Here is a 26,752-nt window from a genome sequence, read left to right on the forward strand (position 1 = left end):
TCGCACTCCGTCACTGGTGTCAGATTGCTCAGAACATCAGAGACAGGATCCTGATGCTTGCTGTCAGCTGCAGCCGCTGGTGGAGCCGCAGCCCTCGCAGACGTAGCAGCTACCGGCCGGGCGCATCTTCGTGCCGCAGGTCATGCACAGCGGCGCGTCGGTGGCGGTCCCGGTGACGAGCTCGAGGAGCTCGGCCGAGGAGTGGGCCTCCTTGACCGACTTCGGGCCCTCCGGGGTGACCTTCTCCTCCACCTTGGCGGTCGCGATCGGCGCGGAGCTGCGGAGCTCCTCCAGGTCGACGTCCTCCTCGATGACCTCGGCGGTCGCGGCCGAGGTGCCGTAACCGGAGACCTGGGCGGCCCGCTCCTCGGCGGAGAAGATGCCCAGCCCGGCCCGCGTCTCGACGGGCAGGTGGTCCAGCGCCAGGCGACGGAAGATGTAGTCCATCACCGACTGGGCGAGGCGGATGTCCGGGTCGTCGGTCATGCCGGCCGGCTCGAAGCGCATGTTGGTGAACTTCTGGATGTAGGTCTCCAGCGGCACACCGTGCTGCAGCGCGATCGAGATGCCGATCGAGAAGGCGTCCATCACACCGGCCAGGGTCGAGCCCTGCTTGCCGAGCTTCAGAAACACCTCACCGAGGCTGCCGTCGTCGTACATGCCGGCAGTCATGTAGCCCTCGGCGCCGGCGACGCTGAAGGACGTCGTGACGCTCGTCCGCTTCTTCGGCAGGCGCTTGCGCACCGGGTGGGACAGCGCAGCGGGGGCAGCGGACTGGACCGTCGCCTCCTCCTTCGTGCCGTCGTTCTTGCCCTTGCCACCGGACAGCGGCTGGCCGACCTTGCAGTTGTCGCGGTAGATCGCCAGTGCCTTGAGACCGAACTTCCAGCCCTGGAAGTAGATGTTCGCGACGTCCTCGACGGTCGCCGTCTCCGGCATGTTGACCGTCTTGCTGATCGCACCGGAGATGAACGGCTGGACCGCGGCCATCATGCGCACGTGGCCCATCGGGGAGATGGCCCGCTCGCCCATGGCGCAGTCGAACACCTCGTAGTGCTCCGGCCGCAGAGTCGGGGCGTTGACGACGTGGCCGTGCTCGGCGATGAACTCGATGATCGCCTCGATCTGCTCGTCCTGGTAGCCCAGGCTCTTGAGCGCCCGCGGCACCGTCTGGTTGACGATCTGCATGGAGCCGCCGCCGACCAGCTTCTTGAACTTGACCAGCGAGAAGTCCGGCTCGATGCCGGTCGTGTCGCAGTCCATCATGAACCCGATGGTCCCGGTCGGGGCCAGCACCGAGGCCTGGGCGTTGCGCCAGCCGTTGTCGGCGCCGATCTCGAGGCACTCCTGCCACTGGGCGGTCGCGGCCTTGAGCACGTCGGCGTCGTCGGCGCCGACCGGACGGATCGCGTCGTTGGCGGCCGAGTGCTTGCGCATGACCCGGGCGTGGGCGTCGGCGTTGCGGGCGTATCCGTCGTAGGCACCGACGATGCCGGCCAGCTCGGCCGAACGGCGGTAGGCCGTTCCGGTCATGAGCGAGGTGATCGCCGCGGCGAGGGTCTGGCCACCACGGGAGTCGTAGGCGTGCCCGGTCGCCATGAGCAGCGCGCCGAGGTTGGCGTAGCCGATGCCCAGCTGGCGGTAGGCGCGGGTGGTCTCGCCGATCGGCGCGGTCGGGAAGTCGGCGAAGCAGATCGAGATGTCCATCGCGGTGATGACCAGCTCGACGGACTTCACGAAGGTCTTCGAGTCGAACGTGCCGTCGGACTTGAGGAACTTCATGAGGTTCAGCGACGCCAGGTTGCACGAGCTGTTGTCCAGGCTCATGTACTCCGAGCACGGGTTGGACGCGTTGATCCGGCCGGTCTCGGGGTTGGTGTGCCAGTCGTTGATCGTGTCGTCGTACTGGATGCCCGGGTCCGCGCACTCCCAGGCAGCCTGGGTGACCTTGTTGAACAGGGTCTTGGCATCGACGGTCTCGATCACCGAGCCGTCGATGCGGGCACGCAGACCGAACTCGGCGCCGTCCTCGACCGCGCGCATGAACTCGTCCGAGACACGGACGGAGTTGTTCGCGTTCTGGTACTGGACGCTGGTGATGTCCTTGCCACCGAGGTCCATGTCGTAGCCGGCGTCGCGCAGCGCGCGGATCTTGTTCTCCTCGCGCGCCTTGGTCTCGATGAACTCCTCGATGTCGGGGTGGTCGATGTCGAGGACGACCATCTTCGCCGCGCGGCGGGTGGCGCCACCGGACTTGATGGTGCCGGCGGAGGCATCGGCACCGCGCATGAAGCTGACCGGGCCGGAGGCGGTGCCGCCGGAGGACAGCAGCTCCTTGGAGGAGCGGATGCGGGAGAGGTTGAGGCCGGCACCGGAGCCGCCCTTGAAGATCAGGCCCTCCTCGCGGTACCAGTTCAGGATCGAGTCCATCTGGTCGTCGACGGCGAGGATGAAGCAGGCGCTGACCTGCTGCGGAGCACTCGTGCCGACGTTGAACCAGACCGGAGAGTTGAAGCTGAACACCTGGTGCATGAGCATCCAGGTCATCTCGTGCTCGAAGATCTCGGCGTCGCTCTCGGTGGCGAAGTACCCGTGCTCGCGGCCGGCCGCACCGTAGGTGAGCACCACCCGGTCGATGAGCTGACGCAGGCTGCTCTCGCGCTGAGGCTGGCCGACGGCGCCGCGGAAGTACTTCGTCGTCACGATGTTGGTGGCGTTGATGCTCCACTCGGAGGGGAACTCCACGCCGCGCTGCTCGAAGTTGATCGAGCCGTCGCGCCAGTTGGTCATGACGACGTCGCGGCGCTCCCAGGTCACCTCGTCGTAGGGGTGCACACCGGCGGTGGTGAAGACGCGCTTGATCTTGAGGCCCTTGCCCCGGCTCGGCGCCTTGGCGCTGCGTCGGGCGCGGGAACCGGCCAGGCGGTCGTCGGTCTCGGTCATGGTGTGGAGCTCTCCCTGGTCGTCATGTGCTCTGTGTGCGCTGTGCGGTGCTGCGCGGTGGGTGGATCGGGAGGCTGGGGAAGAGCCGCGATCGGTGGTGCTCTTGTCCTGTGTCTAGCGGGTGCTACTGACAGTTCTCAGGTGCCGGCGGTCCTTGGTGCGGGGGTGCCGGTGGGTACTGGCTCGGGGGCGCCGGCGGTGGTCTGCCGGGCCTTCAGTTCGGCGATCTCCTTCTCGAAGTCCGCTACGGAGGTGAACGACCGGTAGACGCTCGCGAAGCGCAGGTAGGCGACCTCGTCGAGCTCCCGGAGCGGTCGCAGGATGGCTAGCCCGACCTCGGGGCTCGGGACCTCGGCCGCACCGGTCGCGCGGATGGCGTCCTCGACCTGCTGGGCGAGCAACTGGAGCTGGTCCTCGTCGACCGGCCGGCCCTGGCACGCCCGCCGCACTCCCGCGACCACCTTGGAGCGGTTGAACGGCTCGCTCACCCCGCTGCGCTTGACCACAGCGAGCACCGCCTCCTCGACGGTGGTGAACCGTCGATTGCACTTCGGGCAGGAACGACGGCGACGGGTGGTCGCCCCTTCGTCGGCTTCGCGCGAATCGATGACCCTGCTGTCTGCGTTGTGGCAGAACGGGCAGCGCATGTCGGTTCACCTCCTCCCCGGGGTTCCGTCCGGGCCTTCCTGTGGACCCTCCTGGGGACATCCGGTGGATGTCCGGGGGAGAACCTGAGGATCGACCTGTGGACGGGCTTACAACTCTGTAACTACTAGATGTAGGGGAACCCTAGGCCGGGTTCCACAAGATGTGCAAGCAATTCGTCGGTCGGCGTGTTCCGCCCAGACACTGCCGTGACCAGGGGAGCCATCCCTTCCCACGAGTCACACGACACGCCGCGGGGACGCGCCGGTGGACGCTCGGACCGAGGCCCGGGACGCGGGCCACGGCGCCACGCGAGGCCGTCGAAGGACCGCCCGGACCGCATGCGGAGGCAGGGCGGTCCGGCACCGCAAGAGGCCGGACAAGCACGGCGGGCACGCCCCAGGAGGGGCTGCCGACGGGATCAGCCGTTGCGCGTGCCGCCCACACGGGGACGACGCGAGTGCGGCACGTGGTCGCTCAGGCGCAGCGGACGCGTCAGGAGGTCGGCGTCCGTACCCGTCGGGTCGGTCCAGCCCTCCGGGCTGGCCACGGAGGCGGCCTTCTGTGGCTGCGCGGGGCGGGGAGCCGGCGACGCAGCGCGCGGCGACACGGCGGGGAACAGGCCGGTGTCGGCAGTGCGATGGCGGCCGAGGTCACCAGGGGCGCGATGCCGACCGGGAGAGGGGGCGGGGGCAGCACCCGCGAGCGGGGCCGAGTTCTCGGGAGCGCGGCGGCGTCCCACGGGCGGCTCCCCGCCCTCGGGAGCGCGGCGGCGACCCACGGACGCGAACTGAGCCGTCTCGTCGGCGGTGCGGCGACCCCCGGCGGACGGGGAGTCCGGTACGACGGCGAGATCGCGGACCATCGGCATCCCGGCGGTCGCCTGGGGGTCCCCATCGGCCGAGCGGGCTCGCCGGCCGGAGGGGTGGCGCGCCACCGACATCTCCTGGGTGGCCGGACCGCGGGTCGACGCACTGGGCTGGGCGACGGAGAGGTGGCGCTCCGGGAGGCGCAGCGTGGTGAGGTCGGTCCAGGCCGTCTCCTCGACCCCGCCGAGGACCACGCGGACCCACACCTGGCAGGACCCGTCGTCGGCGTGCCGCCAGCCGAGCAGTTCACCCGCCCACCACGCTCCGGCCTGGTAGACCTCGATGGCCTGAGGTTGACTGGTGAACACAGCTGCTCGGTTCTCCATGGCGCCTGACACGTGACGACCGTAAGCGTTCGAGCGACCACAGACTGTGAACGCGCCCGTACTGAGGGTTGACGAAGTCGGGGCGCGACGTTGTGCGTCTCTTGCCGTGACGCCCGTCCCGACGAGGCGTAGCGCCGGTCGCTGGGTCGGCGCATCGCGGACATCTCCCCTGGTCACGGCAGCTCGAGCACCTGACCGGGCAGCAGCACCGTGCCCTGGAGGCCGTTGAGCTCCTGGATGTGGTCGACCACCTCCCGCACGTCACCGGACCCTGCGGCGACGGACGCGATCGACCACAACGTGTCACCGGGCTGCACGACCACGCTCTGGACTCCGGCGAGGTGGAGGTCTCCCCCGCTCCCGGCGAGGAGTGGCCCGAGCCACGAGCCGACGGCGACGCCGGCAGCGAGGGTCAGCACCACTGCCAGCCGGCGCGCCCGCCGGGTCAGCCGCACCCCTCGGGCGCCCGGACGGATGGTGCCGGGACGACGACTGCTCGGGGCCCGGCCCGATGACGCGCCGGGCGGCGCGACACGCGCACGGAGCGCGTCGGTACGTGCGGCGGAGGTGCCGGCGGCCCGCCGCGCCGGAGCCGCCGACTCAGTAAGAGGCTCGGGCGGGCGGCACACACCCACCCGGGAGGAGCTCCGCCCGGAGGAGTGTGCCCGCAGCGGACGGACCCCGGGGTCGTCGCTGCCGCCGGCCACAGCTACCAGCCGAGGGCGCCACGGCCGCTGGATCTCCTCGTCGAAGTCCAGCACCTCCTGCTGCACACACCCCATGACCTGTCCTCCCGTTCCTTGGCGTGGACTCGTCGAACATGCGTTCGATTCGAACTGCTGTTCGATGTCTACCGGAGACGTCCGACGAAAGCCACAGGACACGTCCCCACTTCGAACATGTGTTTGATCGAAGGGCTCCGGCGCGCTACCGTCCGTCCGACGGACACAGACGCTGCGCGAGCAGCGGAGAAGGAGGCGACGTGGCGGAGAAGAGCGGGAAGGCGGGCGGCCGCAGGGCAGCCGGGGACGCCACCGCGGGCACCGAGTCGGCCACCGTGCGCTCGTTCCCGGATCGGGAGGCCGACGGCGACGGCCTCACCCAGCGGCAGCGCCGCGTGCTGGAGGTCATCCGCGACTCGATCGAGCGCCGCGGGTATCCCCCCTCCGTCCGGGAGATCGGTGAGGCTGTCGGGCTGTCGTCCGCGTCCTCGGTCGCCCACCAGCTGTCGGTGCTGCAGAAGAAGGGCTGGCTGCGGCGCGACCCCAACCGCCCCCGGGCCCTCGACGTGCGTCTGCCGGGCGACAGCCCGCACGCCGCCGCCGTGTCGGACCTCGCGGCCGGCGCGGAGAACCAGGGATCAGCGCCGACGTACGTGCCGCTGGTCGGCCGGATCGCCGCCGGTGGCCCGGTGCTCGCCGAGCAGGCCGTGGAGGACGTCTTCCCGCTCCCCCGCGAGCTCGTCGGCGAGGGCACTTTGTTCATGCTCAAGGTCGTCGGTGACTCGATGGTCGACGCCGCGATCTGCGACGGCGACTGGGTGGTCGTCCGGCAGCAGCCCACCGCCGAGAACGGCGAGATCGTCGCCGCGATGATCGACGGCGAGGCGACGGTGAAGACCTACAAGCGGCGCGACGGCCACGTGTGGCTGATGCCCCACAACGCCGCGTACGACCCCATCCCGGGCGACGATGCGTCGGTGCTCGGCCGGGTCGTCAGCGTGCTGCGGCGGATCTGAGACCACCCGAGACGCGGGTCGCCGTCCCTCGAGTCACCGACTCAGGGACGGCGCTCCGCGGGGCGGCGGTGCGAGGAATCTCGTCGCAACTTCCCGCCGATCCAGACGACGACGGTAGCCACTGCGGCCGCTATCAGCGCATTGGTGATCGGCGAGAGCCCTGACCGGCCGAGGTCGGTCAGGCTCGGCGCCGGCCCCTCGACGGGTGTGGTCATCGAAGCCACGGTCTCGGCCGCGAGCGGGACGACGGTCACCTCGCTCGGCAGTCCCTCGCTGGCCACGAGCAGGTTCCGGTTGTCCGCCGCGAAGCTGATCGCCTCCCCCTGCGGGGAGTCCGGGAGCGGGATCCGCACCGGCGCCGCGGCGAACGCCGTGGGGATGTCGGATCCGCTCAGCGTCCAGACGTAGGCGTCGGTGTACGTGCGCAGGGCGAAGGCGCTGCCGTCCCGGGCGACCGCTCCCCCGGTGACGAGGAGCTGGCCGGCCTGCCCGACGGGACCGCCGGCGGTTCCGGTGAACGTCATGTTCACCGCGGCCGCCCGAGCCAGCGCCACCGTTCCGCCGTCCACCAGGGGGGACGCCGGCGTGTACACGCCACTCGCGCCCAGGATCTCCTTGGTGACGAGGTACGGCGTCCCGTCCGGCGCCAGCAGGAGCGCCTCGGCGTCGTGCGGGCCGTCGGGATAGGTGAGCCGGTAGACGCTGGTCGTGCCGTCGGGCCGCAGCGCTATCAGCGCGACCGTCGGGCGGTTCGCGTTGTTGTCTCCGGTGTCGGCCAGCCACACGGTGCCGTCCGCGGCGACGGCCAGGTCCTCGGGGTCGTACGGGTCGACCGCTGCGGTGTGCACGTCGCCGACCTGACAGGCGGCGTCCAGGAGGAAGACCGACACCTGCTCCCCGCCGTCGTTGATCGCGACCATCTGGTCGTCGACGGCGACGAGGCCGGAGAGCTCCGCCAGCCGGGGATCGGTGACCTGGCACTGCGCCGTCGGCCCGGCGACCTCGGCGGACGCGGGCACGGGGCAGCCGAGGACGAGGGCGGCACCGAGGACACTCCCCGACGCCAGCAGTCGCCCCCGCGAGCCGCTACGCGGTCTGCCGGCCTGCTCGGGCACGTACCCAGCGTGACAGAACGGCTGCGTCCAGTGCGTGAACCACGCCCAACAGCAGGACACCGACACAGGCGCCCACCACGGCGTCGGTGACCCAGTGGTAGTCCAGGGAGATCATGGCCAGCCCGGTGATGACCGGCCCGGCGATGCTCAGGAACCAGAACGCCCGCTGCACGCGCACGGGCAGTCCGTACTCGACGGCCTGCCAGCGCGCGACCCCCCACATCAGGACCGCGTTGGCGACGTGCCCCGACGGGAACGACGCGCCGTCGTCGTGGAAGAAGAAGGAGCCCGGGAACCCGGGTGCCGTACGGCCGGTGCCGTGCTTGATCGCGTAGACCACCAGCGTGAGCAGGGCGAGCGCGAGCAGGACCCGCACCAGCGGCAACCGGGTGTGGCGGCGCCAGGCGAGGTAGCCGACGAGGACCGCGAGCACGGCCAGGATCGCCACGCGGCCGCCCAGTTGGGTCAGCACCCACACGACCGGGAATGCGACGGAGTTCTGCAGGTCCCAGTCGCTGATCACCTCGGAGACCTGCAGATCCATCTGCTCGAGCCAGCCGCGGGTCAGCAGGTCGGCGGTGACCAGGGAGCCGACCACGAGGGCGAGGGCCATTGCCCACCAGGCCGGCCGACCGGCCGAGACCACGGAGGTCTTCTCGGGCGTGCCGGCGTCCCTGATCACGCCGCTCGTCACCGGGTCACCGTACCGGGCCGTGACCTGACCGTGATCGGAGCGACGGGGTGGACACCCGGCGTCACCCGACCGGGACGGCGAACTCCTCGAGGGTGGCCGCCAGCGCGCCGTCCACCCGGGCGGTCAGCCGCGTACCCGACTCCTCGTGCCGCTCCTCGAGCACCTCGCCGTCGCGGTGGACCCGCGCCACGAGATCGCCCCGGTCGTAAGGGACGAGCACGTCGACGTCGACGTCCGGGTGCGGCAGGCGGCTGGCGATCAGGTCGCGGAGGGTGTCGATGCCGACGCCGGTCTTGGCCGATATCCACACCGCGCCGGGGAGTGCCTGGCGAAGCGACAGCACGTCGTCCTCGGTCATGGCGTCGACCTTGTTGACGACGATGACCTCGGGGACGCTCGCCGCGTCGATCTCGCCGAGCACCACCCGGACGGCGTCGATCTGGCCCAGCGGGTCGGGATCGGATCCGTCGACGACGTGCAGCAGCAGGTCCGACGCCGCGACCTCCTCCAGGGTGGAGCGGAACGCGTCCACCAGCTGGTGGGGCAGGTGACGGACGAAGCCGACGGTGTCGGTCAGCGTGTACTCGCGGCCGTCGGGCGACTCCGCCCGGCGCACGGTGGGGTCCAGTGTGGCGAACAGGGCGTTCTCCACCAGCACGCCCGCGCCGGTCAGCGCGTTCAGCAGGCTGGACTTGCCGGCGTTGGTGTAGCCGGCGATCGCCACGCTGGGCACGGCGTTGCGGTCACGGCTCGACCGCTGGGTCGCCCGTGCGGTCGCCATGCCGGCGATCTCGCGGCGCAGCTTGCTCACGCGCGAGCGGATCCGGCGCCGGTCGGTCTCGATCTTCGTCTCACCCGGACCGCGGGTTCCGATGCCGCCACCCCCGGCGACGCGGCCACCGGCCTGGCGGGACAGCGACTCACCCCAGCCGCGCAGTCGCGGCAGCATGTACTGCATCTGCGCGAGCTCGACCTGGGCCTTGCCCTCCCGGCTGCTGGCGTGCTGGGCGAAGATGTCGAGGATCAGCGCCGTCCGGTCGACGACCTTGACCTTGAGGACCTTCTCCAGCTGGTTGAGCTGGCCCGGCGTCAGCTCGCCGTCGCAGATCACCGTGTCGGCGCCGGTCGCCGCGACGATGTCGCGGATCTCGATCGCCTTGCCCGAGCCCACGTAGGTCGCTGCATCGGGCCGGTCCCGGCGCTGGCTGACCGCCTCGAGCACCTCCGAGCCGGCGGTCTCCGCCAGCGCGGCGAGCTCGGCGAGCGATCGGTCGGCGTCGAGCTGCGTGCCCTCGGTCCACACCCCGACGAGCACGACGCGCTCCAGTCGGAGCTGGCGGTACTCGACCTCGGTGACGTCGGCGAGCTCGGTGGAGAGTCCGTTCACGCGCCGCAGCGCCCCGCGGGCCTCCAGGTCATAGGAACCGCTGGTGTCGTCGGGCTCGTCCCACTGCCCGGTCGGGGCAGGGCGGGTCTTCTCGTCGAACGGCACGGGATCGGGGGCGGTCGTCATCGTCTCCAGAGTTGCACGCCCCAGCGGCTGGGGCACCTGAGTTGTCATCACCGGGTGCAACGCATCCCACGTCCGAGTGCATCCCGCATTCGTACGGGTAGGTGCACACGGACGCATCCACTCGACGAGGAGGTTCCATGAGCGAGTCCGGATCCAGCAGTCGGAGCTCCGACGAGGAGATGGATGACCCGGGTCGCGACCCCAAGGGCCTCGATCCGCCGCGCAATCCCTTCGGCGGCGGGCCCGACCAGGACAGCGGCCGCGGTGAGCCGAAGGGCAGCCCGGGGACCGAGGGCCAGTCGATGATGCCGGAGGCGCCGACCGAGGACGACGACCGCGCCTGACGGTCAGCCGGCGAGCCACTCCGCGCACAGCGCACCGGTCGAGACGATCACGGCCGGGCCCGTGAGGACCGTCGTCCCCTCGTCGACCCGCACCGACAAGCGGCCGCCGGGGACGTCGACGATGACGGTCCCCGAGGTCCGGCCGTCGGCCACCAGGCCCGCGTAGGCCGCCGCGCAGGCGCCGGTCCCGCAGGAGCGGGTCTCCCCCACCCCGCGCTCGAACACCCGGAGCCGGATGTGCTCGCCGGGCTCCACCACGTTGATCACCTCGACGTTCACCCCCTCGGGGAAGAGCGCCGCGTCGAAGGAGGGTGCCGCCGAGAGGTCGAGCGAGTCGACGTCGACCTCGGTCAGGCAGGCCAGGTGCGGGTTGCCCATCGACACCGCCAGGCCGGCGAAGGCCCGGCCCGACAGGCGCGCCTCGCCCTCGCCGAACGGACGGGTCGGGCCCATGTCGACCCAGTAGGCACCGTCGGGGGTCGCACCCACGCGCCGGGGACCGCCGCGGGTCCCGACCAGGACGCCGGCCTCGCAGGCGGACCGGTCCAGCAGTCCCTCGGTGACGAGGACGTGCAGGAAGAGCCGGATGCCGTTGCCGCACATCTCCGCGTGCGACCCGTCGGCGTTCCGGTGGTCCATGAACCACTCGCAGCGGTCGAGGGTCTCGCCCAGGACCTCCGGGGCGTCGGGCACATGGACCGAGCGGACGACGCGCAGGACGCCGTCGCCGCCGAGTCCCGCGCGGCGGTCGCACAGCCGGCGGACCATCGCCGCGTCGAGCCGGGAATCCGGCCACACGTCACCGTCGGGGTCGGGCAGCACGACGAAGTCGTTCTCGGTGCCGTGCCCGAGGAGCACCCGCGGACCGGTCTGGGAGTTCACGCCTGAATCGTACGGTCGGTGATCATCGAGGTGACGGCGTCGACGAGGGCGGTGCGGCCCGCGTCGAACCAGGTGAGCGCCGGATCGCGCCGGAACCAGGACCGCTGGCGGCGGACGAACCGGCGGGTGGTGCTCACGGTCCGCTCGCGCGCCTCGTCGGCGGTGAGGGTGCCGTCGAACTGGGCCAGCACCTGGGCGTAGCCGAGCGCGCGGGACGCGGTGGGGCCCTCGCGCAGGCCGTCGGCTGCCAGCGCGGCGACCTCGTCGACGAAGCCGGCCGCCCACATGCGGTCCACGCGGAGCGCGATCCGCTCGTCGAGCTCGGCGGGTTCGCGGTCCAGGCCGACGACGACGGACGGATAGTGCGGCCGGGGCGCGGGCAGCTGGGCACGGAAGGGCTCGCCGGTGAGCTCGATGACCTCCAGTGCTCGCACGATCCGCCGTCCGTTGCTCGGCAGGACGGCGGCCGCGGCGGCCGGGTCGAGCCGGGCCAGCCGGTCGTGCATCGAGGCCGGGCCGACGGCGGTGAGCTCCTCCTCCAGCCGCGCCCGGAGCGCCGCGTCGGTGCCGGGGAAGTCCAGCTCGTCGAGGACCGCGCGCACGTACAGGCCGGACCCGCCCACCAGGAGCGGGATCGTCCCGGCCGTCCGCAGCCGGTCGATCTCGGCGCGGGCCAGGTCCCGGTACCCGGCGACGGAGGCGGCCTCGCGGACGTGCCAGAGGTCGAGGAGGTGGTGCGGCACGCCGCCCCGCTCGGCGGCGTCGGGCTTCGCCGTCCCGATGTCCATGCCGCGGTAGAGCTGCATCGAGTCGGCGTTGACCACCTCGCCGCCGAGGCGCCGGGCCAGGGCGACCGCGAGCGCGGTCTTGCCGGTGGCGGTCGGGCCGACGACGGCGACGACCGGGGGCGGGGAGCTCATGCGGCGGTCCAGTCGGCGACCAGGTAGCCCACCCCGAACGGTGCGGCGTCCAGGAGGAGGTGGGCGGTCACGGCCCGGCCGGTCAGCGCGGCGCCGACCGCCTGCCAGGTCCGGGTCCCCGCCGCGAGGAGTCGCTCCCCCTCGCCGAGGTCGAGTGCCGCCAGCGCAGCCGCGTCCCCGGAGGCGAGGGCCGCGGCCACCGTGGCGTCGAAGGGCGCGGCGGCGTCGTCCAGATATCCGGGGGCCTTCACCGTGCGCCGGGCCGAGCCGTCGCCCATGGCGAGGATCCCGAGCGGACCGGGCAGATCCCGGACCAGCTGACCGAGGTCCGCCGGGCCGACGCCGACGCGGGTGCCGGCGAAGCCGGCCTCGTCGAGCAGCCAGGCGCCGATGGTGTGCGCGAGGGCAAGGTTGCGCCCGCCAGGCCGCACCCGCTCGGCGAACGCGATCTCCAGATCGACGCCGAATCCCCGCAGGTCGCCTCTGTCACCGGCCCCGAAGCGGACCCCGGGAGCCGGCCCGCCGCCGACCACGACCACCACCTCGGGCCGCGCCGCCAGCATCCGGCCGACCGCCTCGGCGCATGCCCGCCTCAGCTCCGCGGTCTCGGGCGCCGCCCGCCCCTCGACGCCGGGAAGGAGCAGAGGGGGCGACGGACAGAAGGCGACGGCGACCGTCGCGCGGGCATCCCGCGCCGGCAGCCCTGAGGGAACGGCGATCACAGCAGCAGTCTCCCGGATGCGACGTGGGACACTGCCGGACGTGTCGAGCACGGACAACCCCCTCTGGGGGGCGCAGCAGGCCTCTCCGCCGATTGTGGAGAACCAGGACGCAAGCAGCCCGGAGGCGGTGAACGAGGAAACACCCGCCCCCGGGGTCGCCGGCCCCGAAGCGGTCACGCCGGACGCGGGCACTCCGGCGGCGCCGTCCCCCGGCGACGCCGAACTGGCCGACCCCACCACGGACGCGGTCGTGCCAGAGCCGGCGGCAGCCTCCGTGGCAGAGCCCGTCGCAGAGCCCGTCGCAGAGCCCGTCGCAGAGCCCGTCGCAGAACCCATCCCAGAGCCGGCCGCAGAGCCTGCCGCTGAGCCCGAGGCACCGACCGGGAAGCACGCAGCCCCTGACGCGGAGCACGAGACACCGGTCGCGATGCCGGAGAGCCCGAGCGGGAAGCACGAGGCCCCCGCCGGCGCTCCCGCTCCCGCGCTCGCCACCCCCAGGCCCGTCCCGCGCCCGATGGCGCCCCGGCCGCCGGTGCCGTCCCCAGCCCCGGCCGCCGCCCCCGCTGCCCCGGTCGAGGTCCCCGCGGCCGAGGTGAGCGACCCGTCGCTCTGGGGCCGGGTCGACGAGGAGGGCACCGTCTACGTCCGCACGGCCGAGGGCGAACGGGCCGTCGGCAACTGGCAGGCAGGCGAGCCCGCTGCCGGGCTGGCGCACTACGGCCGCCGCTACGACGACCTCGCCACCGAGGTGTCCCTGCTCGAGGCGCGGCTGAAGGCGCACACCGGCAACCCCGGCGAGATCAAGAACAAGGCGCAGGTGCTCGCGGAGTCGATCCCCACGGCGGCCGCCGTCGGTGACCTCGACGGTCTCGCCGCCCGGGCCCGGGCCATGGTCGACACGGCCGACTCCGCGGCCGCCGAGTCCCGCGCGGAGAAGCAGGCGGCGCGCGCGGGGCAGATCGCCCGCAAGGAGGCGCTCGCCGCCGAGGCCGAGCAGATCGCCGCGGAGTCCACGGCGTGGAAGGCGGCCGGAGACCGGCTCAAGACGATCGTCGAGGAGTGGAAGACGATCCGCGGGATCGACCGCAAGACCGACGAGGCGCTGTGGACCCGGTTCGCCGCGGCCCGCGACGCGTTCGGTCGCCGGCGGGGTGCGCACTTCGCCTCGCTCGACGCCCAGCGTGGCGAGGCACGCTCGGCCAAGCAGGACCTCATCAAGGAGGCCCAGAAACTGGCCACCTCCACCGACTGGGGCCCGACCAGTGCCGCCATGCGGGCGCTCATGGACCGCTGGAAGGCCGTGCCGCGCACCGGGCGCGACGGCGACGACGACCTGTGGAAGGAGTTCCGCGCCGCGCAGGACGTCTTCTTCGCCGCCCGCACCGACTCGGACAAGAAGCGCACGGGTGAGGAGCAGTCCAACCAGCAGCAGAAGGAAGAGCTGCTGGCCGAGGCCGAGCGGCTCGATCCCACCACCGATCTGCGGGGCGCCCAGAACGCGCTGCGCAAGATCCAGGAGCGCTACGACGCGATCGGTCACGTGCCGCGCGGTGCCATGCGCTCGCTCGAGGACCGCATGCAGGCCGTGGAGCAGAAGGTCCGTGGCGCCACCGACAACTCTCGCGCCCGGTCCGCCCCCGAGAACCCGATGGTGACCTCGATGCGCGCCGCCGTCACCAAGGCCGAGGAACAGCTCACCAAGGCCGAGACCGCGGGCGACGAGCGGCGGATCGAGGAGGCGCAGGCCAACCTCGCCACCCGGCGCGAGTGGCTGGCCGAGGCCGAGAAGTCCGCCTCCCGGCGCTGAGTCAGGCGGGGGCGCCGACCTGCGGCATCCCGAGCAGGATGCCGGGCGTCGAGGGGCGGGTGCCCGCCTCCGAGGCGTCCCCGGCCCGGGTCCGGCGGTGCGCGAGGAGCGCGCCGTCGGCGACCAGGAAGTGCGGCTTCGCCTCGGTCACCACGGTCTCGACGACGTCGCCCGGACGGACGCCGTCCGCACCCGTGAAGTGCACGAGCCGGCCGTCCCGGGCTCGGCCGGACAGCCGGCCGGTGGCCTTGTCCTTGCTGCCCTCGCCCGCGGCGACCAGCAGTTCGACCTGCCGGCCGACGAGCGCCCGGTTCTCCGACCAGCTGATCTCGTCCTGCAGCGCGGTCAGCCGCAGGTAGCGCTCCTGGACGACGTCCTTGGGCAGCTGCCCGTCCATCTCGGCGGCCGGGGTCCCGGGACGCTTGGAGTACTGGAAGGTGAAGGCGCTGGCGAACCGCGCCTGCCGGACGACGTCGATGGTCTGCTGGAAGTCGGCCTCGGTCTCGCCGGGGAAGCCCACGATGATGTCGGTGGTGATCGCGGCGTCGGGCATCGCTGCCCGGACCCGGTCGACGATCCCGAGGTAGCGCTCCTGCCGGTAGCCGCGACGCATCCGGCGCAGCACGTCGTCCGATCCCGACTGCAGCGGCATGTGCAGCTGGTGGCAGACCGCCGGCGTCTCGGCCATCGCCGCGATGACGTCGTCGGTGAACTCGCGGGGATGCGGGCTGGTGAACCGGACGCGCTCGAGGCCGTCGATGGCACCGGCTGCGCGGAGCAGGTCGGCGAACGCGCCGCGGTCGCGGAACTCCACGCCGTAGGCGTTCACGTTCTGGCCGAGCAGGGTCACCTCGAGCACGCCCTGGTCGACCAGCGCCTGCACCTCGGCCAGGATCTCGCCGGGACGGCGGTCCTTCTCCGTGCCGCGCAGCGACGGGACGATGCAGAACGTGCACGTGTTGTTGCAACCGACACTGATCGAGACCCAGCCCGAGTAGGCGGAGTCGCGCTTGGCCGGCAGGGTCGACGGGAAGACCTCGAGGGACTCGACGATCTCCACCTGGGCCTCGGCGTTGTGGCGGGCGCGGTCGAGCAGGGCCGGCAGTGAGCCGACGTTGTGCGTGCCGAAGACGACGTCGACCCAAGGGGCGCGACGGACGATCTCGCCGCGGTCCTTCTGCGCCAGGCACCCGCCGACCGCGATCTGCATGCCGGGGCGGGCGTCCTTCACCGGCCGCAGGTGCCCGAGGTTGCCGTAGAGGCGGTTGTCCGCGTTCTCCCGGACCGCGCAGGTGTTGAGGACGACGACGTCCGCGTCGTCCCCCTCCGGCGCGGCGGTGTAGCCGGCCTGTTCCAGCAGGCCGGACAGGCGCTCGCTGTCGTGCACGTTCATCTGGCACCCATAGGTACGCACCCGATAGGTGCGCGCCGGGGCCGAGGGGAAGCTGCTCATGTCAGCACCGAGAGTACGGCGCCGCCTCCGGCGCACTCCGGCCGCCGAACGTTGTCGAACCGTTGCCCTGACCGGGAACTCTGCCGATCCCGGGCCGATCCGTTACGCCTTCGTGATGGGGTGGACCGCTGAGCGACCCCCGCCGCCCATAGGGTCTGCCGGTGACCAGTTCGAACGGAGAGCCTCTCGTCCGGCTGTCGGGCGTCAACAAGTGGTTCGGCGAACTTCATGTCCTGCAGGACATCGACCTGCAGATCGCCCGCGGAGAGGTCGTCGTCGTCATCGGGCCGTCGGGCTCCGGGAAGTCGACGCTCTGCCGCACGATCAACCGCCTGGAGTCGATCGAGAAGGGCGAGATCGCCATCGACGGGGTCAAGCTCCCCGACGAGGGCAAGCAGCTCGCCCGCCTGCGCAGCGACGTCGGCATGGTGTTCCAGAGCTTCAACCTTTTCGCCCACAAGACGATCCTGCAGAACGTCACCCTCGGCCCCATCAAGGTCCGGGGGACGTCGAAGGCCGACGCCGAGAAGCGCGCGCGAGAACTCCTCGAACGCGTCGGCGTCAGCGCACAGGCCGACAAGTACCCGGCCCAGCTGTCCGGCGGCCAGCAGCAGCGGGTCGCCATCGCGCGTGCACTGGCGATGGACCCGAAGGTCATGCTGTTCGACGAGCCGACGTCCGCCCTCGACCCCGAGATGATCAACGAGGTCCTCGAGGTGATGATCGGGCTCGCCCGGGACGGCATGACGATGGTCGTCGTCACGCACGAGATGGGCTTCGCCCGCCGTGCGGCCAACCGGGTCGTCTTCATGGACGGCGGCCGGATCGTCGAGTCCGCCGACCCGGAGACGTTCTTCACCAACCCGACGTCGGACCGCGCCAAGGACTTCCTGTCCAAGATCCTCAACCACTGACCGAAGGGAATCCCCATGCGCATCACCCGCTACGCCGCCCTGGCCGCGGCCGCCGGCCTGCTCCTGGCCGGCTGTGCCAGCGAGGCCGGCAACCAGGCCGAGGACGCCGCCGAGAACACCGCCGCCGTCGAGACCGACGTCAGCTTCGACGCCGGCACCACGATGGCTCGGCTGAACGAGGCCGGCGCCATCACGATCGGCACGAAGTTCGACCAGCCCGGGTTCGGCCTGCTGAACCCGCAGACCGGCAACCCCGAGGGCTTCGACGTCGAGATCGCCACGCTCGTCGCGGCGAAGCTCGGGATCGACGCCGAGGACATCACGTGGACCGAGACCGTGTCGGCGAACCGTGAGCCGTTCATCCAGAACGGTCAGGTCGACATCGTCGTGGCGACCTACACGATCAACGACACCCGCAAGCAGGTCGTCGACTTCGCCGGCCCGTACTACGAGGCCGGCCAGGACATCATGGTCGCCAAGGGCAACCCGGACGACATCGCCGGACCGGACGACCTCGCCGGCAAGACGGTCTGCTCGGTCGAGGGCTCGACCCCGGCCCAGAACATCCGGACCAACTACCCGCAGGCGCAGCTCACCACCTACGACGTGTACTCCAAGTGCGCCGACGACCTGCGCAACGGCAACGTGCAGGCCGTGACCACCGACAACGTCATCCTCACCGGTCTGATCGCCGGGAGCCCCGACGACTTCGAGCTGGTCGGCGAGACCTTCACCAAGGAGCCGTACGGCATCGGCCTGAAGCTGGGCGACACGGAGTTCCGCAACTTCATCAACGACGTGCTCGAGGAGGCCTTCGAGGACGGCGCCTGGGCCGAGGCGTGGGACAAGACCGCCGGCGACATCAGCGGCACCGAGGCTCCCGAGCCGCCGAAGGTCAACCGCTACTGACGCAACCGTCCGGTGGGGAGTCGGGTGCTCCCGGCTCCCCACCGGACCACGCCCCTGAACTGATGCCCGTGAACTGACCCGAGAGGAGGTGGCATGTCCTTCCTGGCCGACAACTTCCCGCTCTTGCGGGACGCCTTCCTGACGACCCTGTCGCTGGCCGTCGTGAGCGGCATCTGCGCCCTCGTCATCGGGACGCTCCTGACCGCGATGCGGGTGAGCCCGGTCGCTCCCCTGCGCGGGGCGGCCACCTTCTACGTCGAGATCTTCCGCAACACCCCGCTGACCGTGGTGTTCTTCTTCCTCGCGTTCGGAATCGTCGAGATCGACCTGCAGTTCCCGACGCGGTTCATCACCGCCGTCGCGGCCCTGGCGCTCTACACGGCGGCGTTCGTCTCCGAGGCGCTGCGGTCGGGCATCAACTCGGTGCCGCCGGGTCAGGCGGAGGCCGCGCGGGCGCTCGGCCTGGACTTCCGCCAGACGCTGGGCACCATCGTCCTGCCGCAGGCCTTCCGGACCGTCGTCCCGCCGCTGGGCAACGTCTGGATCGCCCTGGCGAAGAACACCTCGATCGCCGCCGGCTTCGCGGTCACGGAACTGACCGCCGCGCTGCAGCGGCTCACGAACGAGAACGCGAACCAGCTGCTGCTGGTCTTCCTGGCGATCGTGGTCGCGTACCTGGTCATCACCCTGCCGTCGGCCTGGTTGATCGGCGTCATCGAGCGACGGACGGCGATCCTCCGATGACCACCTCGAGCGTCCTCTTCGACGTCCCCGGACCGCGCGCACGGCGGCGTCACCGGATCGGTTCGCTCATCGGCGGCCTCGTGGTGCTCGCGCTGATCGGCGTGGCGCTGTGGCGGCTGGGCGCCAACGGCCAGCTCGACCCGGCGCGCTGGTCGGTCCTGTTCGACCCGAACAGCGGCGTGCCCCAGGCGCTGGGCACCGCGCTGGTCAACACGCTGAAGGTCGCCGCCGTCGGCATGGTGGGCGCCACCGTCCTCGGGGCTCTCCTCGCCTTCGGGCGCCTGTCGGACCACGCCTGGGTCCGGGTACCGGTCACCGCGGTCATCGAGTTCTTCCGGGCCGTCCCGCTGCTGATCCTGATCCTGTTCTGCCTGCTCTACCTGCCCACGATCGGGCTGCGGATCGGCGCCTTCGGTGCGCTGGCCCTGGGCCTGACGCTCTACAACATGGCGGTCCTGGCCGAGATCTTCCGTGCCGGCCTCCTGTCGGTGGACCGCGGGCAGCGGGAAGCGGCCTTCGCGATCGGCATGCGCAAGTGGCAGGTCATGACCGTGGTCCTGCTGCCGCAGGCCGTCCGGCGCATGCTCCCGGTGCTCATCGCCCAGCTGGTCGTCCTGCTCAAGGACTCCTCGCTCGGCTTCATCGTCGGATACTTCGAGCTGCTGCGTCAGGCCCGCAGCCTGGTGGAGTTCTTCAACTTCCGCTTCGGCGACCTGTACACGTTCCAGCTCTACGTCGCCGCCGCTGTCATCTACATCGTCGTCAACGTGCTGCTGTCGACGCTGGCCCGCTACGTCGAACGGCGGACGCGCCGGAACATGAAGACGGCCGCCACCGAGGACGTGGAACTGCCCGCCGATGTGCAGATGGGTGGCGGTGGCGGAATAGCCACCCCCTGAACCACCCGCCCCATCCCGGCGCGTCGCGCGCGACACGCCGTTCCCTCATCCGAGACTGACCCCCACCATGGAGACGATGCACGCCGCTGGGCGGCGCTCCCTGCCTCCCGTGCCCCGGCCTGCCCCGGATCGCGCGGCCGAGCCGGTGGTCAACGAGGCCGAGACCGACCGCTTCCGGCCCGTGGACGTCGCTGCCGTCGACGCCGCCGCACGCGAGTCCGACGCTGCGCAGCAGTTCGTGGAGCGCCTGCGTTCGGCGGCGGCCGATTTCGCCACCGCGGCCGGGGCGGAGTCCGCGGTCGTGCGCGAGGCGGTGCCGCCGGCCCGCCACCGCCGCTCCCGGTGCCGCGTCGTCCTGCGCTACGCCGACGGGACGGAAGCCGACGTCACCTTCCTCGGCCCGGCCGGCGAGCCGTCCCCGTCCCGGCACGGTCTGGACCGTCAGATCCGGCGCTGGCTGGGCGACGGCCAGCGGCGCGACGACGCCTGGCTGGTGGCCGACCCGGACTCCTGCGACGGCGTGGCGGTCGACGTGACCGCATGGGTCGCCGCGAGCTGAGCCACGGCGGGTTCCCGCCCTCCCCGACTGCGTTCGCCGTCGGGTTTCCCTCCTGCTCCTGATGGTCCACGATGAGCGTGCCGCTCGGAGTTCTGGGGGCGGCACGGGATCCGCAGAGTCGCGCGCAGCGCGAGAGGACCGGGGGCGCTGATGTCCGCCACAGTTCGGCAGCACATGGCTCGCGCGTCGACGGCGGCGCGGGCATGACCGCGATCGCCCCGCAGCCCATCGTCAGCCGGCCGAGCCCGGCGCACATCGCCGTCAAGGGCTCGCGGCTGTCGAACCTGCTGCGGACGACCGATCACAAGACGATCGGCCTGATGTACCTGACCGCGTCGTTCGTGTTCTTCATCCTCGGCGGCCTGATGGCCATGCTCATGCGGGCCGAGCTGGGGCAGCCGGGCATGCAGTTCCTGTCGCCGGAGCAGTACAACCAGCTGTTCACGATGCACGGCACGCTCATGCTGCTGATGTTCGCGACCCCGCTGTTCTTCGCATTCGGCAACCTGATCATGCCGCTGCAGATCGGCTCCCCCGACGTCGCCTTCCCGCGGCTGAACGCGCTGTCGTTCTGGCTGTTCCTCTTCGGCAGCACGATGGTCGTCTCCGGGTTCTTCACCCCCGGCGGGGCGGCCGACTTCGGCTGGACGGCCTACACGCCGCTGTCCGATGTCACCAACTCCCCCGGTGTCGGCGGGAACCTGTGGGCCGCCGGCCTGGCCGTCAGCGGCCTGGGCACGATCCTCGGTGGCGTCAACTTCATCACCACGATCGTCTGCCTGCGCGCGCCCGGCATGACCATGTTCCGGATGCCGATCTTCGTCTGGAACACCCTGATCACCAGCGTCCTGGTTCTGCTGGCCTTCCCGATCCTCACCGCCGCGCTGCTGGCCCTGCTGGCCGACCGCAACCTCGGGGCCCTCATCTACTCCCGGGAGAACGGGGGCGCGCTCCTGTGGCAGCACCTCTTCTGGTTCTTCGGCCATCCCGAGGTCTACATCATCGCGCTGCCGTTCTTCGGCATCATCACCGAGATCATCCCGGTGTTCAGCCGCAAGCCCCTGTTCGGCTACAAGGGCATGGTCGGCGCGACGATGATGATCGGCTTCCTGTCGCTGGCCGTCTGGGCGCACCACATGTACGCGACCGGCGCGGTGCTGCTGCCGTTCTTCGCGTTCCTGACCTATCTGATCGCCGTGCCGACGGGGCTGAAGTTCTTCAACTGGATCGGCACGATGTGGCGGGGCCAGCTGAGCTTCGAGACGCCGATGCTGTGGTCGATCGGCTTCATGGTCACGTTCCTTCTCGGCGGCCTCACGGGCGTGCTCCTCGCGAGTCCCCCGCTGGACTGGCACGTCTCGGACACGTACTTCGTGGTGGCGCACTTCCACTACGTCGTCTTCGGCACCGTGGTCTTCGCGGCCAACGCCGGCGTCGCGTTCTGGTTCCCGAAGATCTGCGGCCGGATGCTCGACGAGAAGCTGGGGAAGCTGCAGTTCTGGATGACGTTCATCGGGTTCCACGGCACCTTCCTCATCCAGCACTGGCTGGGTAGCGAGGGCATGCCGCGGCGGTACGCCGACTACCGCCCGGACGACGGCTTCACCACGCTGAACGTGATCTCGACGATCTTCGCGTTCGTGCTCGGTGCTTCGATCCTGCCGTTCCTCTACAACGTGGTGAAGTCGTGGAAGTACGGTCGGCTGGCCCTGGTCGACGACCCGTGGGGGCACGGGAACTCGCTGGAATGGGCGACCTCGTCGCCGCCGCCGCGGCACAACTTCCTGGAGATCCCGCGGATCCGGTCCGAGCGGCCCGCCTTCGAGGCGCACTACCCGCACCTGCTGGAGCGGCTGCAGATGGAGGCCCATGCGGGCAAGGGGCACACCCCCTACGCCGACAACGTCGTCGACTCCTCGAGCGGTCCGCGTCAGGGCCCGCGGGACCCCGACCCGACCTGACCGAGGGCCCCCTCCTCCCCACCCCCTGCACGCTCGGGGCCGTGCCCTGGAGGGGGCCTAGGGCAGCAGGGCGTCCTCGTCGAGGTCGTCGAACTCGGGCACCGCTGCGTCGTCCGCGGCGGCGCTGTCGAGCGCCTCGCGGATGACGGCGGCCGCCATCCCGCCGTTGTATCCCTTGCGGGCGAGCATGCCCATCAGCCGACGGGTGGCGGTGGCGCGGTCCAGGCGCCGCATGCCGGGCACCTTGCGCTCGACGAGCCGCTGAGCCGCAGCCCGCTCGTCCTCGTCGTCGACGGTGTCGACGGCCGCTGCGGCGACCTCCGCGTCGACCCCCTTGGCGCGCAGCTCGGAGCTGAGCGCGCGCCGGGCCAGCCCGCGGCCGGCCTGGCGCGAACTCACCCAGGCCCGGGCGTAGGCGGCGTCATCGATCAGTCCCACCTCGGTGTAGCGGTCGAGGACCGCCTCCGCCGCCTCCTCGGGCACGCCCTTCTTGGCGAGCAGGTCGGCCAGTTGCTGGCGGGTCTTCGGCGTCCCGGTGAGGGCCCGGAGGCAGATCCCGCGGGCAACGGACTCCGGGTCGGCCATCTCGTCCTCCGGCGACCCCGGTACGACGTCCGGGTTCAGGGGATCGTCGTCCGGGGTGGCCGCTGCCCGCCGCGGACCCGAGCCGAAGCTGGATCGTTGACGGCGGGGAGACGGCCGGCCGGTCATCGGGCGGCTCAGAAGTCGGTGGGCGCAGCGGGGGCCGCGGGCGCGTCGAGCGTGGCGCCGATCCCCAGCTTCTCCTTGATCTTCTTCTCGATCTCGTCGGCGAGGTCGGGGTTGTCCTTCAGGAAGTTGCGGGAGTTCTCCTTGCCCTGGCCGAGCTGGTCACCGTCGTAGGTGTACCAAGCGCCGGACTTCTTGACGAAGCCCTGCTCGACCCCGACGTCGATGAGGCCGCCCTCACGGCTGAAGCCCTGGCCCCAGAGGATGTCGAGCTCCGCCTGCTTGAACGGCGCGGCCACCTTGTTCTTGACGACCTTGATGCGCGTGCGGCTGCCGACCGCGTCGGTGCCCTGCTTCAGGGTCTCGATGCGCCGGACGTCGAGGCGGACGGAGGAGTAGAACTTCAGCGCGCGGCCACCGGTGGTGACCTCGGGCGAGCCGTAGACGACGCCGACCTTCTCGCGCAGCTGGTTGATGAAGATCATCGTGGTGCCGGAGTTGCTCAGCGCACCGGTGATCTTGCGCAGCGCCTGGCTCATCAGGCGGGCCTGCAGGCCGACGTGGCTGTCACCCATCTCGCCCTCGATCTCGGCGCGGGGCACGAGCGCCGCCACCGAGTCGACGACGATGAGGTCGAGGGCCCCGGAACGGATCAGCATGTCGGCGATCTCGAGCGCCTGCTCACCGGTGTCGGGCTGGCTGACCAGCAGGGCGTCGGTGTCGACGCCGATGGCGCGGGCGTAGTCGGGGTCGAGCGCGTGCTCGGCGTCGATGAAGGCCGCGATGCCGCCAGCAGCCTGCGCGTTCGCCACCGCGTGCAGGGCGACCGTCGTCTTGCCGGAGGACTCCGGGCCGTAGACCTCGACGACCCGGCCGCGGGGCAGACCACCGATGCCCAGCGCGATGTCAAGGGCGATCGAACCGGTCGGGATGACCTTCATGGCCACCTCGGGGCTGTCGCCCAGGCGCATGACGGAGCCCTTGCCGAACTGCTTGTCGATCTGGGCGAGGGCCATGTCGAGGGCCTTGTCGCGGTCCAGCGTTGCCATCGTGTTCACCTTCGGTTCGCGGGAAGCGGGTCGGGAGCGACGCTAGGACGAGGCACCGACAGTTTTCGTTTCGCAGGTGGGTCTGTGGAGAGCCGACCTGCCTGTGGACGCCACTCTAGGACGAACACCTGTTCGACTGCCAGGCCGACACGCCGTCCGTCTCAACCGGCACACGAGCACCCTGCGGCGCAGCGCCTCACCGCTCCTTGGCGGGCACCTCGTACTCCTCGCAGATGGCCAGCCACACCTTCCGGACGGCCACGCCGGCGTCGATCGCGTCGATCGCGCTGCGGCCGCCCAGGGCGGCGAAGACGTGGTCGCGGGCCACGCTGTGGGCACGCATCGGCCCGAACTGACTGTCGAGCCGGGACCAGAACTCCTGCAGGCGCACGCCCCGACGCTAACCCGCGCGGGTCCGCCCGCGCCCCGCCGCACCTAGGCTCGGACCATGATTCCCGGCACGGGGTTCGGCGGCCTCGACGTCCTGCTGCAGATCGCGATCGCCGTGGGGCTGCTCGTCACCATCGTCCTGCTGGTCAAGAACTACCGCGGTCGCTGAACCTCCGGACGCATGCCGCTGAGCCACACGACCGCGAGCGGCAGGACCAGCACGGCCGAGACCCCGGAGACGAGACCGAAGCCGCCGACGGCGAGCAGCGGGCCGCCGACCACCCCCGCCAGCGCGGCGCCCAGCCCCATCAGCAGGTCGGTGCCGCCCTGCGCCATGGGCCGCAGGTCCGCCCCCACCGACTCGGTGACCAGCGTGGAGCCCGCGATGAGACCGCACGACCACCCCAGCCCGAGCAGCAGGAGTCCGGCGCCCAGCTGGACGGCGGCTCCCGGCGGGGCGGTGCCGGCCAGCGCGGCCGCGGCGAGCAGCAGTCCCCCGCCGACCGCGACCGTCGTCCGTCGGCCGGCGCGGTCGGCCAGCAGGCCCACCAGCGGCGAGAACAGGTACATGCCGGCCACGTGCACGCTGATGACCAGGCCGATGATCCGCAACGTCGTCCCCGCCGGTCCTCCGGCGTGCCCCATGTGGACCGGCGTCATCACCATCACGCCGACCATGACGGAGTGGGCGACGACGACAGCGGTGAGGCCGAGCCGGCCACCCGGGGAGGCCCACACCGCCCGCACCGCCACCCCGGTCGCGCCGCGGCGCCGAGGACCCGCTCCCCCGCTCCCCAGGCGCCGCGCGAGCAGCAGCGGGTCGGGTCGCAGCAGCGCCAGGAGGCCGACGGCCACGAGCCCGAACACCACGGCCGACACGGCGAACGCACCGCCGAGCGCCGGTAGACCGAGGGAGCGGCCGAGGTCGGCCCCCGGTCCGGCGAGGTTGGGCCCGATCACCGAACCCACCGTCGTCGCCCAGACGACCAGCGACAGGTCACGCCCCCGCCGCTCGGGGACGGCGAGATCGGCGGCGGCGTAGCGCGCCTGCAGCCCGCAGGCCGTGGCCGCCCCGAAACCGAACAACCCGACCATGAGCAGCGGCAGGGACGACACCGCGGCGGCGACCACGGCCACCAGGGCACCGAGGACGGCGACGGCGTACCCCGCGGCGAGCCCCGCCCGCCGGCCCGCCCGGTCGCTGATCCGGGACAGCGGGACGGCGATCACGGCCGCGCCGAGGACCCCCGCGGTCTGCCCGAGGCCGGAGGCGGAGTCGGTGCCGGCCACGTCCCGGGCGAGCAGGCCGCCGACGGTGATGCCGACGGTCACCCCCAGCCCGGCGAGGGCCACGCTCCCGCTGAGGACGCCGACGGTGCGGCGCTGGACGACCAGCGGGTCGACGCCGGAGACCGACGGGACGCCGGCCGGACCGGTCGTCACAGGCCCATGGAGCGGCCGATGATCTCCTTCATGATCTCGTTCGTGCCGCCGTAGATCGACTGGACCCGCGCGTCCCGCCACGCCTTCGACACCGGGTACTCGTCCATGTAGCCGTAGCCACCGTGCAGCTGCAGGCAGCGGTCGGCGACCTTGTTCTGGAGCTCGGTCGTCCAGTACTTCGCCATCGAGGCGTCCACTGCCGTGAGCTCGCCGGTGTCGAGCTGCCGGACGCACTCGTCGACGAAGGTGCGGGCGATCGTCGTCTCGGTGTGCAGCTCGGCCAGGACGAAGCGGGTGTTCTGGAACGAGGAGACCGGCCGGCCGAACGCCGTCCGGCCGGTGACGTACTCGCGGGTGTGCGCCAGCACCGTCTCGGCGGACGCCACGGCGCCCACGGCGATCGACAGCCGCTCCTGGGGCAGGTTGTCCATCAGGTGGTAGAAGCCGCGGTTCTCGGTGCCGAGGAGGTTCTCGGCCGGCACGCGCACGTCGTCGAAGAACAACTCGGCGGTGTCCTGGGCCTTGAGGCCGACCTTCTCGAGGTTGCGCCCGCGGCTGAAGCCCGGCATGTCCCGCTCGACGACGAGCAGGCTGATCCCCTTGGAGCCGGCGGCCTCCGGGTCGGTCTTCGCGACGACGATGACCAGGTCGGCGTTGATGCCGTTGGTGATGAACGTCTTCGAGCCGCTCAGCACCCAGCCGTCGCCGTCCCGGCGTGCGGTGGTCTGGATGCCCTGGAGATCGCTGCCGGCGCCCGGCTCGGTCATGGCGATCGCGGTGATGAGCTCACCGCTGGTGAACCCGGGCAGCCAGCGCTGCTTCTGCTCGTCGGTGGCGAGGTCGCGCAGGTACGGCCCGACGACGTCGTTGTGCAGGCCGAAGCCGACGCCGCTGGCGCCGATGCGGGTCATCTCCTCGTCCAGGACGGCGTTGTAGCGGAAGTCGCGGACGCCGCCGCCGCCGTACTGCTCGTCGATGTCCATCCCGAGCAGCCCCTGCTCGCCCCCGGAGAGCCACACGTCGCGCGGCACGATCCCGTCCTTCTCCCACTGCGCGTGGAACGGGGCGACGGTCTTCTCGGCCCACGCCCGGACCATCGCCCGGAAGTCGTCGTGCTCGGGCTCGTAGAGGGAGTGGCGCATGCTCCGCAGTCTGCCCGAGCGCGCGGGTCGCAGCGCCGCGAGCCCGCTGGCCACGGCGGAGTG

Annotated in this window: 25 protein-coding genes; 9 read left to right on the forward strand and 16 right to left on the reverse strand. The window is 71.5% G+C overall.

Annotated features, from left to right (window positions below; translation table 11 throughout):
* Window positions 1-63 precede the first annotated feature (63 nt).
* From E4P38_RS15815 to E4P38_RS15830, 4 genes are all read right to left on the reverse strand, one after another.
* Entirely contained in the window at window positions 64-2,943 is a 2,880-nt protein-coding gene (locus E4P38_RS15815) for a vitamin B12-dependent ribonucleotide reductase (RefSeq protein WP_135132908.1), read from the reverse strand.
* 137 nt (window positions 2,944-3,080) lie between these two features.
* Window positions 3,081-3,590: a transcriptional regulator NrdR gene (gene nrdR, locus E4P38_RS15820; protein WP_135132909.1), complete on the reverse strand. Its 510-nt coding sequence runs from the start codon at window positions 3,588-3,590 to the stop codon at window positions 3,081-3,083.
* A gap of 419 nt (window positions 3,591-4,009) precedes the next feature.
* On the reverse strand, window positions 4,010-4,795 hold the full coding sequence (locus tag E4P38_RS15825; protein ID WP_135132910.1) for a hypothetical protein: 786 nt from the start codon (window positions 4,793-4,795) through the stop codon (window positions 4,010-4,012).
* A 161-nt stretch (window positions 4,796-4,956) separates the two neighbouring features.
* The gene (locus E4P38_RS15830; RefSeq protein WP_135132911.1) at window positions 4,957-5,565 is read right to left on the reverse strand and encodes a LysM peptidoglycan-binding domain-containing protein; all 609 of its coding nucleotides are present in this window, start codon (window positions 5,563-5,565) and stop codon (window positions 4,957-4,959) included.
* A 200-nt stretch (window positions 5,566-5,765) separates the two neighbouring features.
* On the opposite strand from E4P38_RS15830, the gene lexA reads away from it, so the two are divergent.
* The gene (gene lexA, locus E4P38_RS15835) at window positions 5,766-6,521 is read left to right on the forward strand and encodes a transcriptional repressor LexA (RefSeq protein WP_135132912.1); all 756 of its coding nucleotides are present in this window, start codon (window positions 5,766-5,768) and stop codon (window positions 6,519-6,521) included.
* 41 nt (window positions 6,522-6,562) lie between these two features.
* Here lexA and E4P38_RS15840 read toward each other — a convergent pair whose 3' ends face one another.
* The 3 genes from E4P38_RS15840 to hflX all read right to left on the reverse strand — a co-directional run bounded on the left by E4P38_RS15840 (window position 6,563) and on the right by hflX (window position 9,843).
* Window positions 6,563-7,636, reverse strand: coding sequence for a hypothetical protein (locus tag E4P38_RS15840; protein WP_135132913.1), 1,074 nt, complete (start codon window positions 7,634-7,636; stop codon window positions 6,563-6,565).
* Window positions 7,608-8,330: a phosphatase PAP2 family protein gene (locus E4P38_RS15845; protein WP_245161062.1), complete on the reverse strand. Its 723-nt coding sequence runs from the start codon at window positions 8,328-8,330 to the stop codon at window positions 7,608-7,610. The genes E4P38_RS15840 and E4P38_RS15845 overlap by 29 nt, the downstream gene beginning before the upstream one ends.
* A 61-nt stretch (window positions 8,331-8,391) precedes the next feature.
* Complete coding sequence (hflX, locus tag E4P38_RS15850; protein ID WP_245161063.1) at window positions 8,392-9,843, reverse strand: GTPase HflX; 1,452 nt, start codon at window positions 9,841-9,843, stop codon at window positions 8,392-8,394.
* Between the two features lie 137 nt (window positions 9,844-9,980).
* On the opposite strand from hflX, the gene E4P38_RS15855 reads away from it, so the two are divergent.
* Window positions 9,981-10,187, forward strand: a complete 207-nt coding sequence (locus tag E4P38_RS15855) for a hypothetical protein (protein ID WP_135132915.1) — start codon at window positions 9,981-9,983, stop codon at window positions 10,185-10,187.
* A gap of 3 nt (window positions 10,188-10,190) precedes the next feature.
* Here the strand turns inward: E4P38_RS15855 and dapF are convergent, their stop codons facing one another.
* The 3 genes from dapF to E4P38_RS15870 are packed head-to-tail and all read right to left on the reverse strand — an operon-like array spanning window position 10,191 to window position 12,711.
* Complete coding sequence (dapF, locus tag E4P38_RS15860) at window positions 10,191-11,069, reverse strand: diaminopimelate epimerase (protein WP_245161064.1); 879 nt, start codon at window positions 11,067-11,069, stop codon at window positions 10,191-10,193.
* Complete coding sequence (miaA, locus tag E4P38_RS15865) at window positions 11,066-11,989, reverse strand: tRNA (adenosine(37)-N6)-dimethylallyltransferase MiaA (protein ID WP_135132916.1); 924 nt, start codon at window positions 11,987-11,989, stop codon at window positions 11,066-11,068. Before miaA ends, dapF begins: the two co-directional genes overlap by 4 nt.
* The gene (locus tag E4P38_RS15870; protein WP_135132917.1) at window positions 11,986-12,711 is read right to left on the reverse strand and encodes a hypothetical protein; all 726 of its coding nucleotides are present in this window, start codon (window positions 12,709-12,711) and stop codon (window positions 11,986-11,988) included. The genes miaA and E4P38_RS15870 overlap by 4 nt, the downstream gene beginning before the upstream one ends.
* A 427-nt stretch (window positions 12,712-13,138) precedes the next feature.
* On the opposite strand from E4P38_RS15870, the gene E4P38_RS15875 reads away from it, so the two are divergent.
* The gene (locus E4P38_RS15875) at window positions 13,139-14,518 is read left to right on the forward strand and encodes a DUF349 domain-containing protein (RefSeq protein WP_245161065.1); all 1,380 of its coding nucleotides are present in this window, start codon (window positions 13,139-13,141) and stop codon (window positions 14,516-14,518) included.
* 1 nt (window position 14,519) lies between these two features.
* On the opposite strand, the gene miaB is transcribed toward E4P38_RS15875, so the two are convergent.
* Window positions 14,520-15,971 carry a tRNA (N6-isopentenyl adenosine(37)-C2)-methylthiotransferase MiaB gene (miaB, locus tag E4P38_RS15880; protein ID WP_135132919.1) on the reverse strand — a complete coding sequence of 484 codons (1,452 nt, stop codon included), beginning with the start codon at window positions 15,969-15,971 and terminating at the stop codon, window positions 14,520-14,522.
* 161 nt (window positions 15,972-16,132) lie between these two features.
* Here miaB and E4P38_RS15885 point away from each other — a divergent pair, with 161 nt between their 5' ends.
* The 6 genes from E4P38_RS15885 (at window position 16,133) to ctaD (ending at window position 21,957) form a co-directional block, all read left to right on the forward strand.
* Window positions 16,133-16,885, forward strand: a complete 753-nt coding sequence (locus E4P38_RS15885; RefSeq protein ID WP_209309138.1) for an amino acid ABC transporter ATP-binding protein — start codon at window positions 16,133-16,135, stop codon at window positions 16,883-16,885.
* Between the two features lie 15 nt (window positions 16,886-16,900).
* Window positions 16,901-17,794, forward strand: a complete 894-nt coding sequence (locus E4P38_RS15890; RefSeq protein WP_135132921.1) for a glutamate ABC transporter substrate-binding protein — start codon at window positions 16,901-16,903, stop codon at window positions 17,792-17,794.
* Window positions 17,795-17,887: 93 nt separating this feature from the next.
* Window positions 17,888-18,538: an amino acid ABC transporter permease gene (locus E4P38_RS15895; RefSeq protein ID WP_135132922.1), complete on the forward strand. Its 651-nt coding sequence runs from the start codon at window positions 17,888-17,890 to the stop codon at window positions 18,536-18,538.
* Entirely contained in the window at window positions 18,535-19,437 is a 903-nt protein-coding gene (locus tag E4P38_RS15900; RefSeq protein ID WP_135132923.1) for an amino acid ABC transporter permease, read from the forward strand. The genes E4P38_RS15895 and E4P38_RS15900 overlap by 4 nt, the downstream gene beginning before the upstream one ends.
* A 109-nt stretch (window positions 19,438-19,546) precedes the next feature.
* Window positions 19,547-19,996, forward strand: coding sequence for a hypothetical protein (locus E4P38_RS15905; protein WP_135132924.1), 450 nt, complete (start codon window positions 19,547-19,549; stop codon window positions 19,994-19,996).
* 203 nt (window positions 19,997-20,199) lie between these two features.
* Entirely contained in the window at window positions 20,200-21,957 is a 1,758-nt protein-coding gene (gene ctaD / locus E4P38_RS15910) for a cytochrome c oxidase subunit I (protein WP_135132925.1), read from the forward strand.
* A gap of 57 nt (window positions 21,958-22,014) precedes the next feature.
* Here ctaD and E4P38_RS15915 read toward each other — a convergent pair whose 3' ends face one another.
* The 5 genes from E4P38_RS15915 to E4P38_RS15935 all read right to left on the reverse strand — a co-directional run bounded on the left by E4P38_RS15915 (window position 22,015) and on the right by E4P38_RS15935 (window position 26,689).
* A complete protein-coding gene (locus tag E4P38_RS15915; RefSeq protein ID WP_245161066.1) occupies window positions 22,015-22,542 on the reverse strand; it encodes a regulatory protein RecX in 528 nt (175 codons plus the stop codon).
* A gap of 134 nt (window positions 22,543-22,676) precedes the next feature.
* Window positions 22,677-23,705, reverse strand: a complete 1,029-nt coding sequence (recA, locus tag E4P38_RS15920; RefSeq protein WP_348633796.1) for a recombinase RecA — start codon at window positions 23,703-23,705, stop codon at window positions 22,677-22,679.
* Between the two features lie 205 nt (window positions 23,706-23,910).
* A complete protein-coding gene (locus E4P38_RS15925) occupies window positions 23,911-24,105 on the reverse strand; it encodes a DUF3046 domain-containing protein (protein WP_135132928.1) in 195 nt (64 codons plus the stop codon).
* A gap of 152 nt (window positions 24,106-24,257) precedes the next feature.
* A complete protein-coding gene (locus E4P38_RS15930) occupies window positions 24,258-25,547 on the reverse strand; it encodes an MFS transporter (protein ID WP_135132929.1) in 1,290 nt (429 codons plus the stop codon).
* The gene (locus tag E4P38_RS15935) at window positions 25,544-26,689 is read right to left on the reverse strand and encodes an acyl-CoA dehydrogenase family protein (RefSeq protein ID WP_135132930.1); all 1,146 of its coding nucleotides are present in this window, start codon (window positions 26,687-26,689) and stop codon (window positions 25,544-25,546) included. Before E4P38_RS15935 ends, E4P38_RS15930 begins: the two co-directional genes overlap by 4 nt.
* Window positions 26,690-26,752 lie beyond the last annotated feature (63 nt).

It is taken from the genome of Blastococcus sp. CT_GayMR16, assembly GCF_004570875.1.
In the GTDB taxonomy this organism is placed as follows: domain Bacteria; phylum Actinomycetota; class Actinomycetes; order Mycobacteriales; family Geodermatophilaceae; genus Blastococcus_B.

What these genes read in the sequence shown, in the direction of transcription:
- E4P38_RS15900 (WP_135132923.1), top strand. Translation starts at nt 18,535, where the DNA reads ATGACCACCTCGAGCGTCCTCTTCGACGTCCCCGGACCGCGCGCACGG.
- miaB (WP_135132919.1), bottom strand. Translation starts at nt 15,971, where the DNA reads ATGAGCAGCTTCCCCTCGGCCCCGGCGCGCACCTATCGGGTGCGTACC.
- miaA (WP_135132916.1), bottom strand. Translation starts at nt 11,989, where the DNA reads ATGAGCTCCCCGCCCCCGGTCGTCGCCGTCGTCGGCCCGACCGCCACC.
- E4P38_RS15830 (WP_135132911.1), bottom strand. Translation starts at nt 5,565, where the DNA reads ATGGGGTGTGTGCAGCAGGAGGTGCTGGACTTCGACGAGGAGATCCAG.
- E4P38_RS15895 (WP_135132922.1), top strand. Translation starts at nt 17,888, where the DNA reads ATGTCCTTCCTGGCCGACAACTTCCCGCTCTTGCGGGACGCCTTCCTG.
- E4P38_RS15890 (WP_135132921.1), top strand. Translation starts at nt 16,901, where the DNA reads ATGCGCATCACCCGCTACGCCGCCCTGGCCGCGGCCGCCGGCCTGCTC.
- nrdR (WP_135132909.1), bottom strand. Translation starts at nt 3,590, where the DNA reads ATGCGCTGCCCGTTCTGCCACAACGCAGACAGCAGGGTCATCGATTCG.
- ctaD (WP_135132925.1), top strand. Translation starts at nt 20,200, where the DNA reads ATGACCGCGATCGCCCCGCAGCCCATCGTCAGCCGGCCGAGCCCGGCG.
- hflX (WP_245161063.1), bottom strand. Translation starts at nt 9,843, where the DNA reads ATGACGACCGCCCCCGATCCCGTGCCGTTCGACGAGAAGACCCGCCCT.
- E4P38_RS15815 (WP_135132908.1), bottom strand. Translation starts at nt 2,943, where the DNA reads ATGACCGAGACCGACGACCGCCTGGCCGGTTCCCGCGCCCGACGCAGC.
- E4P38_RS15855 (WP_135132915.1), top strand. Translation starts at nt 9,981, where the DNA reads ATGAGCGAGTCCGGATCCAGCAGTCGGAGCTCCGACGAGGAGATGGAT.
- E4P38_RS15935 (WP_135132930.1), bottom strand. Translation starts at nt 26,689, where the DNA reads ATGCGCCACTCCCTCTACGAGCCCGAGCACGACGACTTCCGGGCGATG.
- E4P38_RS15875 (WP_245161065.1), top strand. Translation starts at nt 13,139, where the DNA reads ATGCCGGAGAGCCCGAGCGGGAAGCACGAGGCCCCCGCCGGCGCTCCC.
- E4P38_RS15915 (WP_245161066.1), bottom strand. Translation starts at nt 22,542, where the DNA reads ATGGCCGACCCGGAGTCCGTTGCCCGCGGGATCTGCCTCCGGGCCCTC.